Annotated in this window: 11 protein-coding genes and 1 riboswitch; of the genes, 8 read left to right on the top strand and 3 right to left on the bottom strand. The window is 72.0% G+C overall.

Going from position 1 to position 17,135, the window contains the following annotated elements; all coding sequences use genetic code 11:
- The first annotated feature begins 27 nt into the window (after positions 1-27).
- Positions 28-972, top strand: coding sequence for an aldo/keto reductase (locus tag ACFYPG_RS15100; protein WP_355009667.1), 945 nt, complete (start codon positions 28-30; stop codon positions 970-972).
- Between the two features lie 142 nt (positions 973-1,114).
- Here the strand turns inward: ACFYPG_RS15100 and ACFYPG_RS15105 are convergent, their stop codons facing one another.
- Together ACFYPG_RS15105 and ACFYPG_RS15110 are read right to left on the bottom strand one after the other, a co-directional pair.
- On the bottom strand, positions 1,115-1,684 hold the full coding sequence (locus tag ACFYPG_RS15105) for a hypothetical protein (protein WP_387352322.1): 570 nt from the start codon (positions 1,682-1,684) through the stop codon (positions 1,115-1,117).
- Positions 1,685-1,750: 66 nt separating this feature from the next.
- Complete coding sequence (locus ACFYPG_RS15110) at positions 1,751-7,582, bottom strand: ThuA domain-containing protein (RefSeq protein ID WP_387352323.1); 5,832 nt, start codon at positions 7,580-7,582, stop codon at positions 1,751-1,753.
- A 312-nt stretch (positions 7,583-7,894) separates the two neighbouring features.
- A riboswitch (TPP riboswitch) is annotated at positions 7,895-8,004 on the top strand.
- Here ACFYPG_RS15110 and thiE point away from each other — a divergent pair.
- The 7 genes from thiE (at position 7,999) to thiC (ending at position 13,881) form a co-directional block, all read left to right on the top strand.
- Positions 7,999-8,625: a thiamine phosphate synthase gene (gene thiE / locus ACFYPG_RS15115; protein ID WP_387352324.1), complete on the top strand. Its 627-nt coding sequence runs from the start codon at positions 7,999-8,001 to the stop codon at positions 8,623-8,625. Its footprint overlaps the riboswitch before it by 6 nt.
- Positions 8,619-9,785 carry a glycine oxidase ThiO gene (thiO, locus tag ACFYPG_RS15120; RefSeq protein ID WP_387352325.1) on the top strand — a complete coding sequence of 389 codons (1,167 nt, stop codon included), beginning with the start codon at positions 8,619-8,621 and terminating at the stop codon, positions 9,783-9,785. The genes thiE and thiO overlap by 7 nt, the downstream gene beginning before the upstream one ends.
- Positions 9,776-9,976: a sulfur carrier protein ThiS gene (gene thiS / locus ACFYPG_RS15125; protein WP_238667543.1), complete on the top strand. Its 201-nt coding sequence runs from the start codon at positions 9,776-9,778 to the stop codon at positions 9,974-9,976. Before thiO ends, thiS begins: the two co-directional genes overlap by 10 nt.
- The gene (locus tag ACFYPG_RS15130) at positions 9,973-10,752 is read left to right on the top strand and encodes a thiazole synthase (RefSeq protein WP_355009620.1); all 780 of its coding nucleotides are present in this window, start codon (positions 9,973-9,975) and stop codon (positions 10,750-10,752) included. Before thiS ends, ACFYPG_RS15130 begins: the two co-directional genes overlap by 4 nt.
- Positions 10,749-11,489 carry a thiamine phosphate synthase gene (locus ACFYPG_RS15135; protein WP_387352327.1) on the top strand — a complete coding sequence of 247 codons (741 nt, stop codon included), beginning with the start codon at positions 10,749-10,751 and terminating at the stop codon, positions 11,487-11,489. The genes ACFYPG_RS15130 and ACFYPG_RS15135 overlap by 4 nt, the downstream gene beginning before the upstream one ends.
- Positions 11,486-12,271 carry a bifunctional hydroxymethylpyrimidine kinase/phosphomethylpyrimidine kinase gene (gene thiD, locus ACFYPG_RS15140; protein ID WP_355009622.1) on the top strand — a complete coding sequence of 262 codons (786 nt, stop codon included), beginning with the start codon at positions 11,486-11,488 and terminating at the stop codon, positions 12,269-12,271. Before ACFYPG_RS15135 ends, thiD begins: the two co-directional genes overlap by 4 nt.
- Positions 12,272-12,288: 17 nt before the next feature.
- Positions 12,289-13,881, top strand: a complete 1,593-nt coding sequence (gene thiC, locus ACFYPG_RS15145) for a phosphomethylpyrimidine synthase ThiC (protein WP_387352329.1) — start codon at positions 12,289-12,291, stop codon at positions 13,879-13,881.
- A 142-nt stretch (positions 13,882-14,023) separates the two neighbouring features.
- On the opposite strand, the gene ACFYPG_RS15150 is transcribed toward thiC, so the two are convergent.
- Complete coding sequence (locus tag ACFYPG_RS15150; protein WP_387352331.1) at positions 14,024-17,134, bottom strand: hypothetical protein; 3,111 nt, start codon at positions 17,132-17,134, stop codon at positions 14,024-14,026.
- Position 17,135: the final 1 nt, after the last annotated feature.

Genomic DNA, 17,135 nt, shown 5'->3' on the forward strand with positions numbered 1-17,135 from the left:
AGACGAGGGTGTCTCATGAGTGACCAGATGACCTATCGCCGGCTGGGCGACTCCGGGCTCGTGGTGTCCGTGGTCGGCATCGGCTGCAACAACTTCGGCCGCAAGTTGGACCTCGACGGCACCCGGGCGGTGGTGGACGCGGCCCTGGACGCCGGGATCACCCTGTTCGACACCGCCGACATCTACGGCGAGCCGCAGGGCGGCTCCGAGGAACTGCTCGGGCAGGCGCTCAAGGGCCGCCGGGACGACGTGGTGGTGGCCACCAAGTTCGGCATGGACATGAACGGGCTCAACGGACCGGACTACGGCGCGCGGGGTGCGCGGCGCTACATCGCCCGCGCGGTGGAGGCGTCGCTGCGCCGGCTCGGCACCGACCACATCGACCTGTACCAGATGCACGAGCCCGACCCGGGCACCCCGATCGACGAGACCCTCGCCGCCCTGGACGACCTGGTCCGTGACGGCAAGGTGCGCTACCTGGGCAACTCCAACTTCGCCGGCTGGCAGATCGCCGACGCGGACTGGGTCGCCTCGTCCAACGGCCGGTCCCGCTTCATCAGCGCGCAGAACCACTACAGCCTGGTGGAGCGGTCCGTGGAGGCCGAAGTGATCCCGGCGTGTGAGCGGTTCGGCCTCGGCATGCTGCCGTTCTTCCCGCTCGCCAACGGCCTGCTCACCGGCAAGTACAAGCGGGAGGGTCAGCCGCCGGCCGGCAGCCGGCTCTCCGGTGGTGGCCGGTACGCGGAGCGGCTCGCCGCGGCCGACTGGGACACCATCGAGGCGATCGAGGCGTACGCGGCCGAGCGGGGTCTGACGATGCTCCAGGTGGCGATCGGCGGACTGGCCGCCCAGCCGGCGGTGACCTCGGTGATCGCCGGTGCCACAACGCCCGAGCAGGTGCGCGCCAACGCCGCCGCCGGCGTCTGGGAGCCCAGCGACGACGATCTGGCGGCGCTGCGCGCCATCCTCTGACGGCGCGCTGTCGCTGATCCACCCGCGTTCCGTGAAATCGGGGCATCTGCGGTCTGCGGAAGCCCCGACTTCACGGAAGCCGAGACGACACAGGGCCGGGCCGCTCGTCGCGGCCCGGCCCTGTCATGCACTGCTGGTTCGGTCAGGTGGTGCGTCGGCGGCCGAAGAGCATGGCCACCCCCATCGCCGCGGCGACGAGCACGAGACCGGCCGCCGCGAACGGCCACCAGGCGGCGCTGCCGGCGTCGTCCGTCGGCGTGGTCACCGCGACCGGCGCGGGCGCCGGCGGCGACTGCGCCGCCTTGGCCTGCACCGTGGCGGTGGCCTTGCCCGCCAGGGGAGCGGGGGAGTTCACCGACACCTTCCACGTGCCGGTGGAGAGCACCGGGCCGCTGCTGTAGAAACCCTGCCCCTCGGGCTGCGGTTCCAGCTGCACCGGCCCGACCCGCTGCCCGTCCGGACCGGTGGCGGTGAGGACCAGCCGCACCACCTGCTCCAGCCTGCGGCCATCGGCGTAGGTGGCCTGGATGGTGACTCCCTGAGCCCCGTCGCCGGCCACAGTGAGTTTGAGCTTGTCGGCCTGCGCCGCCGGGGCGGCCTGGGCTGCCTGCGCCGCCTGAGCGGCCTGAGCCGCCGGGGCGGCGGCGGACAGGGTCAGGGCCAGCCCGACGAACACGGCGGCCAACGCCTTGCGGATACCGGTCACGGACATCTCCCTTCCTACCGATGAGGGAGGCCCCTCCCCGACGCCGCAGCGCCGAGGAGGGGCCTCGTCGGATCAGAGCTGGCGACCGGGTGCCAGCCGGGTGGCGTCGCCACCAAGCCGTCCGGTGCCCTTGACCGAGTCACCGTCGTTCGCCTTGACCCCGGCCTTGCTGGCCGCGCCGCCGAGCCGAACGATCATGGCATCGGCGTCCCGGATCAGGACGTCCCGGACCTCCGCCTCGCCCACCAGCGCGGTGTCGGAGGCGAGCGTCCGGAACGCGGTCAGCTGCCGGACAGCCGCCTTGTCGTCGCCGGCCGCCTCGGACGCACGGACAGCGTCGAGCTTGTTCGACAGCTGCTTGTGCGCCTTGGTCGAGAGCCGCCCCGTCGCCTTGAACCGGTCCAGCAGACTCTGCATGTCCCGGAACGAGGTGGTGACGAAGAACCGGACCGTCGAGGTGGTCTTGTTGCCCGCCTTGTCGGTCGCGGTCACGGTCAGCTCGTGCAGGCCGAGCGACAGGTCGTACATGGCCTGCAGGGTGCCACTGGTGTACGCCTGGCCGTCGAGCTGACCGACCACGCTGGCGATGCCCGAGGTCGGGTCAACGGCCTGCCAGGCCACCCGGACGTCCTGGCTGTCGCCGTAGAGCTGGCCGTCGGCCAGCCCGGACACCAGCAGCGTCGGCTTGGTGCCGTCGATGCGCAGCACCGCCGACTTCAGCGTCTCGACGTTGCCCGCCTTGTCCGCCGAGCGGAACAGCAGCTCGTGCTGTCCGTCGCCGGTCACCTCGATCGGCGTCGAGTACGGCGCCCACGCGCCACCGTCGAGCGACCACTCCACCGTCTTGACACCGGAACCGGCGTCGGTGGCGGCCAGCACGACCGGGATGCTCCCGTTGTGCCAACCGGCGTCGTTCGCCGGAGCGAACGTCGCCGAGGTCACCGGCGCGGTGGCGTCGATCTTGACCGAGACGGTCTTGGTCGCCTCCACGTTGCCGGCCTTGTCCGTCGAGCGGAACCGGAGCTCGTGCTCGCCGTCCCCGCTGACCGCCACCGGAGCGGTGTACGCCGTCCAGGTGGTGGCCCCGTCCAGCTGGTACTCCGTACCGGCGAGCCCGCTACCGCCGGCCTCGTCGGCACCGGTGAGCGTGATCGTCACCGGCCCGGTGTGCCACCCGTCGGTCGGGGTACCGGAAACCGCCGCAGTGGTCACCGGTGCCGTCTCGTCGGCCACCTCCGTGCTGAGCCGGAAGTAGTCGAACGAGGCGGTCTTCGACGCCGTCTGGTTGGCGCCGAGGGTGAACAACCCGACCTTCGGGGTGGCACCCACCGCGCTGTTGGTCAGCGTCTCCAACGCGGTCCAGGCCGTGCCGTCGGCCGAGTACGACGCGGTGAACGTGTCGCCCGTGCGGGCCAGCCGCAGGTGCCACACCGCCGAGGTCAGGTTGCCCGCCTCGGGCTGCGGGTTCTGGACCACCCCGGCGATCTCGCTGCGGAACTCGATCCGCCGCGTCACCGCCTGGCCGGCCTGGTTGTCCGCGATGAAGTCGAGCTTCAGGTAGTTGTCGTCGTCCGCCTGCACGAGCAGACCCGCCTGCTGGTACTGCTCGTTCAGCAGACTGCCGTCGACCTTCGTCTCCAGGGTCCAGTCGCCCGACGGCGCGGTCTGGAGGATGAAGTTCTTCGGCCCGGTGTTGTCGGTGCCGTAGATGTCACCGTTGGGCACGTCGATGCGCAACGCGCCACCGGTGACCCGGTAACCGTTCGGGTCCTCCCGAAGGATCGCGTCCCACCGGCACTTGTCGAGCGTGCTGCCGGTGAACTCGTCCGACGGGTCGACCGGCCCGGCCGGGGCGTCCGGCGTCACCTGGAACGAGTCGAAGGCCGCGTCGACAACAGGTGCCTCAGTGCCACCGTTGAGCGCGAAGACCCCGATCCGCGGGTTGGTGATGCCGGCGAGCGCGGCCGAACGGCCCACCGGGGTGAACGTCTGACCGTCGCCCGAGGCGGACGCGGTCAGGTTCGTCCCGTCGCTGGTGATCCGCAGGTACACGGTGTCACCGGCAGGTGCGTTGGTGGCGTCGGCGGCCTCGTTGCGAGGAGTCGCCGCCGTCTCCCGGATGAACTCCACCCGACGGCTGCCGTTGTACAGCAGGTCCACCTTGGCGTAGTTGTCGTCGTCGCCGTACACCAGCAGACCTGCCTGCTGGTAGTTGGCCGTCACCGGCAGGGTGACCTTGGTGGTCATCTCCCACGCGCCGGTCGGGGCCGCCTGGAGCACCAGGTTCGTGGCGTCGTTGCGAGCGCCGTAGAGGTCACCAACGCCAGTGGGCAGCCGGAGCGCGCCGCCACTGAGCGAGTAGAGCTGGTTCTCCCGGATCACGCTGGTCCAGCGGGCCTTGTCGAGGCTGTTGCCGTTGAAGTCGTCCGAACGCGCCCCGAAGCAGGACGTGTCCGGAGCGTCGACCCGCACCGGCACGGTGGCGTACGACTTGGCGCCCTTGCTGTCGGTCACCGTGAGGGTGGCCGTGAAGGTGCCCGCGGTGGTGTAGGTGTGGCTGGCGTCCACTGTGGTCGCCGTGCCTCCGTCACCGAAGTCCCAGGCGTACGTCAGCGGGGTGTCGCCCTCGGCGTCGGTGGCCGTGCCGTCGAAGGCGACGGTGACCGGTGCGGTGCCGGTGCCCGGGGTGGCCGTGGCGCTGACCACCGGCGGCCCGTTCTCGGTGACACCGCGGCCGACGAAGTCCATCCAGTTGACGTTGAACAGCGAACCACTTCCGCCGTTCGGATCGCGCGCCAGGAAGTACAGCGAGCCGCTCGCGGCACCGGTGACCGGCGCGCTCACGTCCGTGTACGTCTGCCACGCCCCGGTCGACGGTACGACGGCCGTGGCGACCACCGGTCCGTCGACAGCACCGGCGCGCACCTCGATCCGACCGCCAGCGGCGGCGGAGGCGGCCCGGAACCGGATCTCGGTGATGTTGGTCAGGTTCGCCGGGGCGACCGACCACCAGTCACCGTCCTCGATGAAGGCGATGCTCTGGCCGCCACCGGCGGTGTCGGCGCCGGCCTCGCGCTGCACGCCGGGGTCTCCACCGCCGGTGCTCACCGGGGCGCGCCCGGTGGCGGTGAAGTACTCGGCCTGCTTCTGCTTCGGCTGGAGGACCTCGATCTGCCGGCCGGTCAGGGCACCGGAGCCACCGGCTCCACCCTCGTCGGTGTAGGTGGCCTCGAAGACCGCGAAGACGTTCGCCTCGGCGCCGTGCCCGGAGGCGAGCGACGTCTGGACGGTGCCGGTGCAGCCGGTGTGCTGCTCCAGCGGGTGGGCGTGCTCGTCGTGACCGAGCAGCACCTGCAGCCCGACCCGGGCGCAGTCGATCTCCCCGTCCTCGGGGTCGGTCACCTTGATGGTGTACCGGACCTGGTCACCCCAGTTGAAGAAGCCACCGTCCGGCGGGAACTCGATGGTGACCGTCGGCGCGGTGTTGCCGACCGTCACCGGCACGTTCGCCACCGCGGTACGACCCTTGGGGTTGGTGACGGTGAGCTGGGCGGTGTAGTTGCCCGCCGTGGCGTACGTGTGGGTCGGGTTGGCCTCGGTCGAGGTCTGCCCGTCGCCGAACGTCCAGGCGTAGGTGAGCGCGCCACCGTCCGGGTCCCGGGAACCGGCGCTGGAGAACGTGACAGCCAACGGCGCCGGGCCCGAGGTCGGGTTGGCGGACGCCGCCGCGATGGGCGCACGGTCACCGGCGGTGTAGTCGATCCGGTAGACGCCGGAGTTGTCGTTGTTGCCACCGAAGCCGCTGCCCCACTCGATCAGGTACAGCGCGCCGTCCGGGCCGAACTCGAAGTCCATCGGCCGGACCATGCTCATGCCGGTGAGCAACTGGTTGATGTCCACCAACGACTTGCCGTCGGGGGTCACCTGCATGGTGTACATCTTGTTCTGGTTCCACTCACCGAGCAGAGCCTTGCCGTCGTAGTACGCCGGCCACTTGCGGTTCGAGTTCAGGTCGGCGTCGTAACGGTAGACCGGGCCACCCATCGGGGCGCCGCCGCCGCCGATCTCCGGGTAGCGCGCGTCACCGGCGTACCCGTAGTCGACGGTCGCCGGGACCACCGGCGGGAGGTTGGTCAGGCCGGTGTTGTTCGGCGAGTTGTTGACCGGTGCGGCGCAGTCGAACTTCGGGCCACTCGGACCGGACGGGAACGTGTAGTCGTTGTACGCCTCGTTCGTGCCCGTGCAGTACGGCCAGCCGTAGTTGCCCGGGGTGACGATGTTCCACTCGACCAGACCGCGGGGGCCGCGGTTCGGGTTGTCGGTGTTGGCGTCCGGCCCGTAGTCCGCCACGTACAGCGTGTTGGTCTTCGGGTCGGTGCCGATCCGGAACGGGTTGCGGAAGCCCATCGCGTAGATCTCGGGACGGGTCTTCTCGGTGCCCGCCGCGAAGAGGTTGCCGGCCGGAACCGTGTACGTTCCGTCGTCCTCCGGGTGGATCCGGATCACCTTGCCGCGCAGGTCGTTGGTGTTCGCGGAGGTGCGCTGCGCGTCGTAGTCCTGGCGGCCCGCCCGCTCGTCGAGCGGCGAGTACGAGTTCGACTCGAACGGGTTGGTGTTGTCACCGGTTGCCAGGTAGAGGTTGCCGTCGCCGTCGAAGGTCATGCTGCCCCCGGCGTGGCAGCAGGTGTTGCGCTGGGTGTCGACCCGGAGCACCTGCTTCTCGCTGGCCAGGCTGATGGTGTCGCCGGTGACCGTGAAGCGGGACAGCAGGTTGCGGGTGACCCCGTCGTTCGGGGCGTAGTACAGGTACACCCAGTTGTTCGTGGCGAAGTCCGGGTCGAGCCGGATGCCGATGAGACCGTCCTCGTTGCCGGTGAAGACGTCCAGGTCGACGGCGGTGACGGTGTTGCCGGTGTCCGGCTTCACGATCTGCACGCGACCGTCACGCTCGATGTAGAAGACCCGCCCGTCGGGGGCGATGTCCAGCTCCATCGGGTTGCTGGTGTTGCTGTCCAGCGTGACCTTCTCGAAGTTCGAGGTCTTCGAGGCGCCGCAGTCGGCGTTCTCGACGCCGGCCGCGGTGCGGATGCCGCCGAGCAGGTGGGACAGGAACTCGGGCTCGGCGTACGACTCCCGGGTGTGCCCCAAACCGGTGTACCAGGAGCGGCCACCGTCGTAGTCCTGACACCAGGCGACCGGGTGGTCCGCACCCATCGCGCCGGCGCCGGGGGTGTAGCTCTTCTCGTCCAGGCTGGCCAGCACGTGCACGTCCGGCCGGGGGTTGCTCTGGTAGTTGTACCACTCGTCGAACCGGGACCACCGGTCCGGCAATCCGGCCGTGGACGGGTGGGCGTGGTCCTCCACCTTGACGGTGGCCGTCTGGTTCTGCGGGTGGTTGGCGAAGTACGCGCCGACCAGGTCGCCGTACCAGGCCCAGCTGTACTCGGTGTCCGACGCGGCGTGGATGCCGACGTAGCCGCCGCCGGCCTTCACATAGCGCTCGAACGCCGCCTGCTGGTCGGCGTTGAGCACGTCACCGGTGGTGGAGAGCCAGATCACCGCCTTGTACTTCGCCAGGTTGGCGTCGTTGAATGCTGCGCCGTCCTCGGAGTTGTCCACTGTGAATCCGTTGGCGGCGCCGAGCTGTTGGATGGCGGCGACGCCGGTGGGGATCGAGTCGTGCCGGAAGCCGGCGGTCTTGGAGAAGATCAGGACGGAGAAGGGATCGGCCGCGGCCTTTGGCGCCTTCGGCGCCACCTGGCTGACCGGGGCTGCGGCTTTCGCATCCCGTGGGGGAGCCTGGGCGGCCGCCTGCGCGGGCGCGCCGAACAGGGTGGTCGAGGCCATTGCCAGGGAGATCAGGGTTGCGGTGATTGGTACGCGGGCACGACGAGAACGGGACACGCCGCCTCCTGTGTCGTAGTGACAGAGCTCGCGGGAGTCGGCTCGCCGAAGGCCGTCCCTGATGGAGCCGGTGGTCACACCGTGCCAGGGTGCCCCCACCGACATTTTGTCGAATCGCTGAACAAATTAATTCGGCTGGTTCGATGTCGGGCAAGATGCGGACGGGTAACGGTTCTGCAACGGGAGGCGACATTCCGAACAGGACCGTATGAAGTGCCCCATTGGATCTAGCTCGTTTTGACGCGCCGGCCCGGCCGGCCACCGCCGACCCCGCGCCTTGGCAGGCCGCCGGATCTGTCGTACGGTGACACGCAAGTAACCCACGGGAGCCCGGTGTACCGGGCTGAGAGGGGGGCTGACAGCCCCCGACCGTCGAACCTGATCCGGATAATGCCGGCGCAGGGAGGAGCGTTGCCATGCCGTCCCTGGGGCGATTGCATCTCGTCACCGACACCCGACCCGGTCGCGACCCACTCGCCGTGGTCCGCGCCGCCCTCACCGTGGCCCACGCCGACCTGGTGGTGCAGGTCCGGGTCGAGGATTCCGCCACCGACCGCGAGGCGTACGACCTGACCGGGCGGGTGTTGGCGCTCTGCGCGCCGTACCGGGCGACCTGCCTGGTCAACGACCGGTTGCACGTGGCGCTGGCGCTCGGCGCGGCAGGTGGGCACGTCGGCGTCGACGACCTGCCGGTCGCCGCCGCCCGCCGGGTGCTCGGCCCCACCGGTGTGCTGGGCGCCACCGCTCGCGCGCCGGGCCCGGCGGCCGAGGCCGTCGCGGCGGGCGCCAGTTACCTGGGCGTCGGTCCGTGTCACGCCACCAGCACCAAGACCGGCCTGCCGGACCCCATCGGGCCCGCCGGAGTACGCGCCGTCGTCGACGCCGTCGACGTTCCGGTCATCGCGATCGGCGGAGTGACAGCGGCCCGGGTGCCGGCGCTGCGGGCCGCCGGGGCGTACGGGGTGGCGGTGGTCGGCGCCGTCTCCTCCGCCGCCGACCCGGCACGGGCAACCGCCGAGCTGATCGAGGCTCTGACGTGCTGACCGGCCGGTCCCCGTCACCGCCGTCGAGCGACCGGGTCCGGCCGGACGTGGCAGTGGTGGGGGCGGGGCCGATCGGGCTGGCCATCGCCTGGCGTTGCGCCGCTCGCGGGCTGCGGGTGGTGGTGCACGATCCGGCACCCGGCTCGGGGGCGTCGGCGGTGGCCGCCGGCATGCTCTCTCCGGTCGCCGAGGCGCACTTCGGTGAGCGGCAGCTGACCGGGTTGCTGTTGGCATCCGCTGCCCGCTGGCCGGCGTTCGCCGCCGAGTTGACCGAGGCGACCGGGGTCGAGGTCGGCTACCGGACCGAGGGCACCCTGATGGTCGGGCTCACCGGCGACGACCTGGCCGAGGCGCGCCGGCTGTGGGCGTACCAGCAGGGGTTGGGCCTGCCCGTGACGCCGCTGCGCCCGAGCGAGCTGCGCGACAGCGAACCGGCGCTCGCCCCACGGGTGCGCGGCGGCGCGCTCGCGCCCACCGACCATCAGGTCGACCCCCGGCTGCTGGTGCCGGCGCTGCGCACGGCCGCGCAGCGGGCCGGCGCGGTGCTCGTGCCGCAGCCGGTCCGGAAGCTGTCTGATGTGGACGCGACGGTCACCGTGGTCGCCGCCGGCTGCGGGGCCACAGCGCTCACCGGCCTGCCCGTGCGGCCGGTGAAAGGTCAGATCCTCCGGCTCCGCGCGCCCGACGGCGTCGCGCCGGGCTTCCGGCACGTGATCCGGGGGTACGCCGACGGCGAGCACGTCTACCTGGTGCCCCGCGCCGACGGTGAGGTGGTGCTCGGCGCGACGGTCGAGGAGCGCTCGGACACCACTGTCACCGCCGGTGCTGTGCAACGGCTGCTGCGCGCCGGGGTCGACCTGCTGCCCGAGCTGGCCGAGTACGACCTGGTCGAGGCGGTCGCCGGGCTGCGCCCGGGCACCCCGGACAACGCGCCGATCCTCGGGCCGCTGCCCGACCGACCGGACGTCCTGGTCGCCACCGGGCACCACCGGCACGGCATCGTGCTCACCCCGATCACCGCCGACCTGATCGCCGAGCTGGTGCTGGGCGGCGTACCCGACCCGATGCTCGCGCCCTTCCGGGCCGACCGCTTCGGCGGTGCCGCGGTGGCCGCGTCGGGCGGACCTGAACCGAGTGTGGAGGGGGACCTGTGGAGTTGACAGTGAACGGGGCCGGGCGCAGCGTCGCCGCCGGCGCGTCAGTGGCGGACCTGGTCCGCGACATCGTGGCGCACCCACGTGGGGTGGCGGTCGCGGTCAACGGCGAGGTGGTGCCCCGGACCGGCTGGCCGGCACGGGCACTGCGCGACGGTGACCGGGTCGAGGTGCTCACTGCGGCGCAGGGCGGGTGAGCGGCGTGCCGTTCGAGCTGGGTGGGGAGACCTTCACCTCACGGCTGATCCTCGGCACCGGCGGTGCCGCGAACCTGTACGTCCTGGAGCAGGCGATCCGGGCGTCCGGCACCGAGCTGGTCACAGTGGCGCTGCGCCGGGTGGGCACGGCACCGGGCTCCACGGGTGGGCTGCTGGAGTTGCTGGACCGGTGCGGCGTACGCCTGCTGCCGAACACCGCCGGCTGTCACACCGCGACCGAGGCGGTGAAGGTGGCCCGGTTGGCCCGGGACGCGTTCGACACCGACTGGGTCAAGCTGGAGGTGATCGGCGACGAGCGGACGCTCCTGCCCGACGGGGTGGAGCTGCTCCGCGCCGCCGAGGAGTTGGTCGCCGACGGTTTCACAGTGCTGCCGTACACCAGCGACGACCCGGTGCTCGCCCGCCGCCTCGCCGACGTGGGCTGCGCGGCGGTGATGCCGGCCGGCTCCCCGATCGGCTCGGGGCTCGGCATCGGCAACCCGCACCACATTCGACTCATCCGGCAGGGTGTGGACGTGCCGGTGATCCTCGACGCCGGCATCGGCACCGCGTCCGACGCGGCGCTGGCAATGGAGCTGGGCTGTGACGGGGTGCTGCTGGCCAGCGCTGTCACCCGCGCGGCCGACCCGGTGGCGATGGCCACCGCGATGCGGTACGCCGTCGAGGCGGGCCGGCTGGCGGCCCAGGCCGGCCGGATCGAGCGGCGCTTCCACGCGCTCGCCTCCACCCCCGACGAGGGAAGACCCGAGCTGTGACCCCGCCGTCCGGGGTTGTCGTGTTGACCGACCGGCTCGTCGCGCGGGAGGGGCTCGACCGGGTCGTGGCGGGAGCCGTGGCCGGGGGAGTGCGCTGGGTGGTACTGCGGGAGAAGGACCTGCCCCGCGCCGAACGCGCCGCCCTCGCCGCCGACCTGCGCGCGATCCTCGCCGACGTCGGCGGAACCCTCATCGTGGCCGGCCCCGACCCGCTCGGCGGTGACGCCGTGCACCTGCCCGCCGCCGGCCCGTACCCGCCGCCAACCCACCCCCTGGTAGGCCGCTCCTGCCACGACCGCAGCGAGCTGGACCGCCTGACCACCGAGCACTACGCCACCATCTCCCCGGTCTGGCCCACCAGGACCAAACCGGGTTACGGCCCACCCTTGCTCGTTGCAGGCCTGGGCAGCCTGGTTCGCGCCAGCCCGGTGCCCCTGCTGGCCCTCGGCGGAGTCGAGACACCGGAACAGGTGATCGCCTGCGTCCAAGCAGGAGTCGTCGGAGTAGCCGTACTGGGCGCACTGATGCGAGCAGAAGACCCCGCCGAAACAGCGGCGAGTCTGACCAGCGCTTATGTCGAGGCGGTCACCCCTGTGCTGACCCGAACCCGGCGCGGGGTCACCCAGGTCCCCACGTCAGGGCTGCGGCCGACAGTGCCCACGCAGGGATCAAGCCTGACCGCCCGGAGTGGGCACTGTCGGCCGCAGCCCCAAACCGCAACCAAAGAGAGCAAATGACCCCGCGAACACTACTGACCATTGCCGGCTCGGACTCCGGCGGCGGCGCCGGCATCCAGGCGGACCTCAAGGTCTTCGCCGCACTGGGCGCGTACGGCACCAGCGTCCTCACGGCGGTCACCGCGCAGAACACCCGGGGTGTCGACGCGGTGCTGCCGCTGCCCCCGCGCACTGTCACCGAGCAGTTGGACAGCGTGCTCACCGATTTCACAGTCTGCGCCGTGAAGACGGGGATGCTCGGCACCCCGGCGATCGCGGACGTGGTGGCCGAGGCCGCCCGGGACGGCCGGCTGCCCCATCTCGTCGTCGACCCGGTGCTGGTCGCCACGAGCGGTCACCGGCTCGGCGTGGTGGGTGCTGTGGAGCGGCTGCTGCCGTACGCCACTGTGGCGACCCCGAACTGCGCGGAGGCCGCGGCGATCACCGGACGCCCGGTGGGCGACGTGGCCGCGATGGTCGTGGCCGCCGAGGCCCTGGTGGCCGGCGGCCCGGAGTACGTGGTGGTCACCGGCGGTGACCTGGAGGGGGGCGAGGCGGTCGACGTGCTGCACGGCGGCGGCGTCACCACTGTGTTGCGCGCACCCCGGGTGACCACCCGGCACACACACGGCACCGGGTGCTCGTTCTCGGCGGCGATCGCGGTGCGGCTCGGTCTCGGCGACCCGGTGCCGGACGCCGTGGGGGCCGCCAAGGAGTACGTGCTCCGTGCGCTGACCGGCGCGCGGGGCTGGGAGCTGGGCGCGGGGCGCGGGCCGCTGAACCACTTCGGCTGGTCCGCTTGATCACCAGGGAGGCTGTCATGCACGCACGAGGCAAGGTGTACGTCGAGGGTTCACGGCCGGATGTCCGGGTGCCGTTCGCGGAGGTGGGGCTGACCGGTGACCTGCCGCCGGTGCGGCTCTACGACACGTCCGGCCCGGGATCGGATCCTTTGGTGGGGTTGCCCGCGCTGCGCGGCCGGTGGATCGCCGAGCGGGGTGACGTGGCACCGGTGCGGGGTGCGGGCACACCGCTCGCCGGGGTGGACAATCGCCGGCCCACGCAGTTGGCGTACGCGCGGGCCGGCGTGGTGACGCCGGAGATGGAGTTCGTGGCGATCCGGGAGAACGTCGAACCGGAACTCGTGCGGGCCGAGATCGCCGCCGGTCGGGCGGTGCTCCCGCTCAACGTCAACCACCCGGAGTGCGAGCCGGCGATCATCGGTAAGGCGTTCCTGGTCAAGGTGAACGCCAACATCGGCACCTCGGCGGTCAGCTCGTCGGTCGCGGAGGAGGTGGAGAAGCTGACCTGGGCCACCCGCTGGGGCGCGGACACCGTGATGGACCTGTCCACGGGTAAGCGGATCCACGAGACCCGTGAGGCGATCGTGCGGAACTCGCCGGTGCCGATCGGGACGGTGCCGATCTACCAGGCGCTGGAGAAGGTCGGCGGCGACCCGGTGAAGTTGAGCTGGGAGGTGTTCCGGGAGACAGTGATCGAGCAGGCCGAGCAGGGCGTGGACTACATGACTGTGCACGCCGGGGTGCTCCTGCCGTACGTGCCGCTGGCCGTGGACCGGGTGACCGGGATCGTGTCCCGAGGCGGTTCGATCATGGCGGCGTGGTGCCTGGCGCACCACGAGGAGAACTTCCTCTACACCAACTTCGAGGAGCTCTGCGCGCTGCTCGCGCGTTACGACGTGACGTTCTCCCTCGGCGACGGGCTGCGCCCCGGGTCGATCGCCGACGCCAACGACGAGGCGCAGTTCGCCGAGCTGCGCACCCTCGGTGAGCTGACGAAGATCGCCTGGGCGTACGACGTCCAGGTGATGATCGAGGGCCCCGGGCACGTACCGATGCACAAGATCAAGGAGAACGTGGACCTTCAGCAGGAGTGGTGCCACGAGGCGCCCTTCTACACGCTCGGTCCGCTGACCACCGACATCGCGCCCGCGTACGACCACATCACCTCGGCGATCGGCGCCGCGATGATCGGCATGTTCGGCACCGCGATGCTCTGCTACGTCACGCCGAAGGAGCACCTCGGCCTGCCGGACCGCGACGACGTGAAGGCGGGCGTGATCGCGTACAAGATCGCGGCACACGCGGCGGACCTGGCCAAGGGGCACCCGGGCGCGCAGGCCTGGGACGACGCCCTGTCGAAGGCGCGGTTCGAGTTCCGCTGGGAGGATCAGTTCAACCTCTCGCTGGATCCGGAGACCGCGCGCTCGTACCACGACGCGACCCTGCCGGCGGAGCCGGCGAAGACCGCGCACTTCTGCTCGATGTGTGGCCCGAAGTTCTGCTCCATGAAGATCACCCAAGAGCTCAAGGAGTACGCGGCGCGCGGCATGAAGGACAAGTCGGAGGAGTTCGTCTCCGGCGGGAGCAGGGTCTACCTGCCGCTCGCCTGACTTCCCCGCGGGCGGAGGCCGTCCCTGTGTTGCGAGGCGACGCAGGGACGGCCCGCCTGGCCGGTGTCGGCCTGCGCGGCCCGGCGCGTGGCGATGTCGCGGGGTCGATCAGACGACCGGTCGGTGCGTCTGCGTGGTGGAGTCAGTCGCGGTGGTGTCGACCGGTGGAGCGCAACGACCGGCGGCTGTTCTCCTGCTCGGGCTCGTTGTCCGACACCGGCTTGCTCAGGCCGGCGACCCAGTCGACGAATTCCTCGTCCTGGGACGCCAGCGGCTCCGTCTCATCCGACGTCTTCGGGCTCTCCTCGTCGGCGCGGGAGCGGTTGCGGCGGAACAGCCCACCGAGCCGCCCTCGCCGGGAGGGCTGCCCTGCCACCTTCGGTTGCGTCGGTTCTGCCGACGTGGTGTCGGTAGGCGTCAGATCGCCGGTGCCGGTGCCGGTGCCGGTGCCGGTGCCGGTGTTGGTGTTGGTGTTGGTGTTGGTGTTGGTGTCCGCACCGGTGGGCGCGCCCTCCGGCCGGCCCGGGTGTTCGGCCGGAGCGGTCTCGCCGGCTTCGGTTGGCGCTGTCCGTGTCGTCGAGCTGTCCTGCGGTCCCGCGGACCCGCGGCGCCGGGAGGTGTCGAACGCGTTCCAGGTGCCGGCCCGGCTCAGGTCCGGTAACGGTGCCCGATGCCGTGGCCTCGGCCCGGTCGGCGCGTCAGGACTGCTCGACCCCGCCGATGCCGTTGCCCCCGGCTCGGAGGCCTGCGGTGGCACCGTCCACGTCGAGGTGACCGGCCAGGCCGACGGCGCGGGCGTCCACCGGTCCGTGTCCGGGTCATTGGCGGCGGTCGCCGCGAACAACCCGGCGGCCGGAACGTCCTCGGCGTCGGACCGCGCGCTGTCGGTGCCACGAGCCCCGGCGATCGCGGAATCGCTGGTCGCGTCGGCCGCTGCTGCCTCGCTGCCCGTGCCGGCCTTCGGGACGCGCGGGGTGGCTTCCGCGCCAACCTGGCCGGCAGTGGTGGTCGGTGCTGGTGTCGCCCCGGTCCCGGTGGTCGGGGTCTGTGTGGCGTCGGTCGGCGTGCTGGGGGACTCCGGGTTGGCCGGCACCTGCGTCGCGCCGATTTCGGCGGTCGTCGACGCGGCCGGTGCTCGCTTCGAGCCGGTGGCGGAGGTGGCAGGTGCTGGCTTTGCGCCGGTGGCGGAGGTGGCCGGTGCTCGCTTCGCGCCGGTAGCGGTGGTCCGGTCTGCTGCCGTGTCGGAGGCAGCAGCCGAGGCGACCTCGGAGGTCGAACTCGACAGCTCACCCAGGCTTCCCTGGCTGGACGCCAGAGTGCCGGTGGCGGTGCTGTCGGCGGACCTGCCCGACCGGGTGCCCTTCGTGGCGCGGCCGGTGGTCGTCTCGGGGGTGGTCGTCGCGTCGGTGGTCGCCTTGCTTACGGTCGTCGCGTCGGTGGTCGTCTCGCGAGCGGTCGTCTTGCTGGGGGTTGCCGAACCGGCAGAGGACGTGCCGTCGGCCACGTCGGAGGCGGTGGCGTCCGGGTTGGCTTTCGGCTTGCGGCTGCGTCGCGGCTTGATCGTCGGCGGCGCCTCGGGCGTGCCGTGGTCGGGCGTGCCAGCTGTGCTCGGGGCTGGCCCCGTGCCCGTCGACGCCGTGGCGTCGGGACTGGGAGCGTCAGTGCCAGGCGATGCCGTGCTGGTCGCCTCGGTGCCGCTGCCCGCGCTGGTCGGGCCGGAACCGGGTGCGCCCGTGGCGCTCGCCGTGTCGGCGGACTTGCGGGTGGTGCGCCCACCGGTCGGCCTGCCACTGGTCGCGGTGCTGCCGCTCGGGTCAGTCGCCGTGCTGCCGCTCGGGTCCGTCGCCGTGCTGCTGGTCGGCTCATCGACGGCCCGGCCGCCCGTCGGGGTCGCGGCGTCGGCGCGGCCGGCCGTCGTGCCGGTCGCGGTGGCGTCGGTGACGATGCTGACGTCCGCGCCGGCCGAGGGCTCGGTAGTGGCCAGGACATCATCCTGACGCGTGGGCGTCTGCCCGGCGGCGGTGAACTCACCGGTCGGCGCGGTCAGCCAGGCCGCGGGCTGAGCCGGTGCGGCGGGAGTAGCCGGTGCGGCGGGGGTAGCAGTGGCGGGAGCCGGACCGTGCTGTCCGCTCGCTGTGGTCGCCGGCCAGTCCCAGTGGGGCGGGACGGTGCGTACGGCATCGGGATCGCCCGTCGCCCACGGACCCGCAACGACGCCGGCGGGCTTCGTGCGGGTGGCCAGCTCCGTGTCGGTGCCCTCGGCGCTGTCAGTGTCGTTCGGCGCGCTGTCTCCGCCGTTCGCCGCGCTGTCCTGGTCGTTCGGCGCGCTGGTCAGCGCCGGGCCGGTGGACAGCGGGCGCAGGATGGCGGTGGGCTCGATCGCCTGCGGATCGGTGGTACGGGTGCCCATCGGCCAGCGCAGCAGCGCTGCGGCGGCCGCGCCGAGCGCTCCGGCGAGGATCGCGATCAACGAGCCGTAGTAGGGGGCGGTCTGGTAGCGGTCCACGGCGTCGCCCGGACCGGCGGTCAGGTAGGCGAACGCCACCAGCACCGGACCGGCCACCCCGGTGGCTCCGCTGACCAGTGGAGCCTGACCCCGCGAGCGAGCCAGCCCGGCGGTCGCCGCGCCGGCCAGCAGCGCCACGATGGGCAGCAGGAGCATCGCCAGTCGCTGTGCGGCGGCGTCGTCGAGCCAACTCGGCTCCAGTACGCCGAGCCGGACGGTCGGCAGTGGCCCGGCCGTGCCGAGCGACGGTAGGACGGAGATCAGCGCCAGCAGCCAGACCGTGCCGGCCACGGCCGCCATGTTCCACCCCAGCTCGGGCCGGAACAGGACGGCGATCGCCGCGCCCGCCCCGATCACCGCACCGACCATGGCGCAGATGCCCACCGCCCAGACCGGGTCGACGGAGATCAGCTCCGCAGCGCGGGCGGGCTGCATGCAGAGCGGGGCGATGACTGTGGCACCGAGCGCTGCCGCGCCGCCGACCGCCAACTGCCGCCCGGTGCTGGCCGCCGGAGCGTCACGGCGAGCGAGGCGTCCGGTCAGGACGGCGCCGGCGACGGCTGCGTTGGCGGCGAACCAGCCCACCCAGACCAGCTGGGCCGGCCACTGGTTGACTGTCGTACCGGTGAATGCGCCGGTCAGGCGGACGATGCCGAAACCGTACGCGACGCCGAGCTGGCCGGCTCCGGCCAGCACGCTCACCCCGAGCGCCGTGAGCAGCAGTCTGCCCCAGGTCCGAAAGGCCATG

It is taken from the genome of Micromonospora sp. NPDC005553, from assembly GCF_042871765.1.
In the GTDB taxonomy this organism is placed as follows: domain Bacteria; phylum Actinomycetota; class Actinomycetes; order Mycobacteriales; family Micromonosporaceae; genus Micromonospora.

Excerpts from the sequence above, each read along its gene's own strand:
- ACFYPG_RS15100 (WP_355009667.1), top strand. The coding sequence starts at position 28 with ATGACCTATCGCCGGCTGGGCGACTCCGGGCTCGTGGTGTCCGTGGTC.
- ACFYPG_RS15105 (WP_387352322.1), bottom strand. The coding sequence starts at position 1,684 with ATGTCCGTGACCGGTATCCGCAAGGCGTTGGCCGCCGTGTTCGTCGGG.
- thiE (WP_387352324.1), top strand. The coding sequence starts at position 7,999 with ATGCCGTCCCTGGGGCGATTGCATCTCGTCACCGACACCCGACCCGGT.
- thiD (WP_355009622.1), top strand. The coding sequence starts at position 11,486 with ATGACCCCGCGAACACTACTGACCATTGCCGGCTCGGACTCCGGCGGC.
- thiC (WP_387352329.1), top strand. The coding sequence starts at position 12,289 with ATGCACGCACGAGGCAAGGTGTACGTCGAGGGTTCACGGCCGGATGTC.
- ACFYPG_RS15150 (WP_387352331.1), bottom strand. The coding sequence starts at position 17,134 with ATGGCCTTTCGGACCTGGGGCAGACTGCTGCTCACGGCGCTCGGGGTG.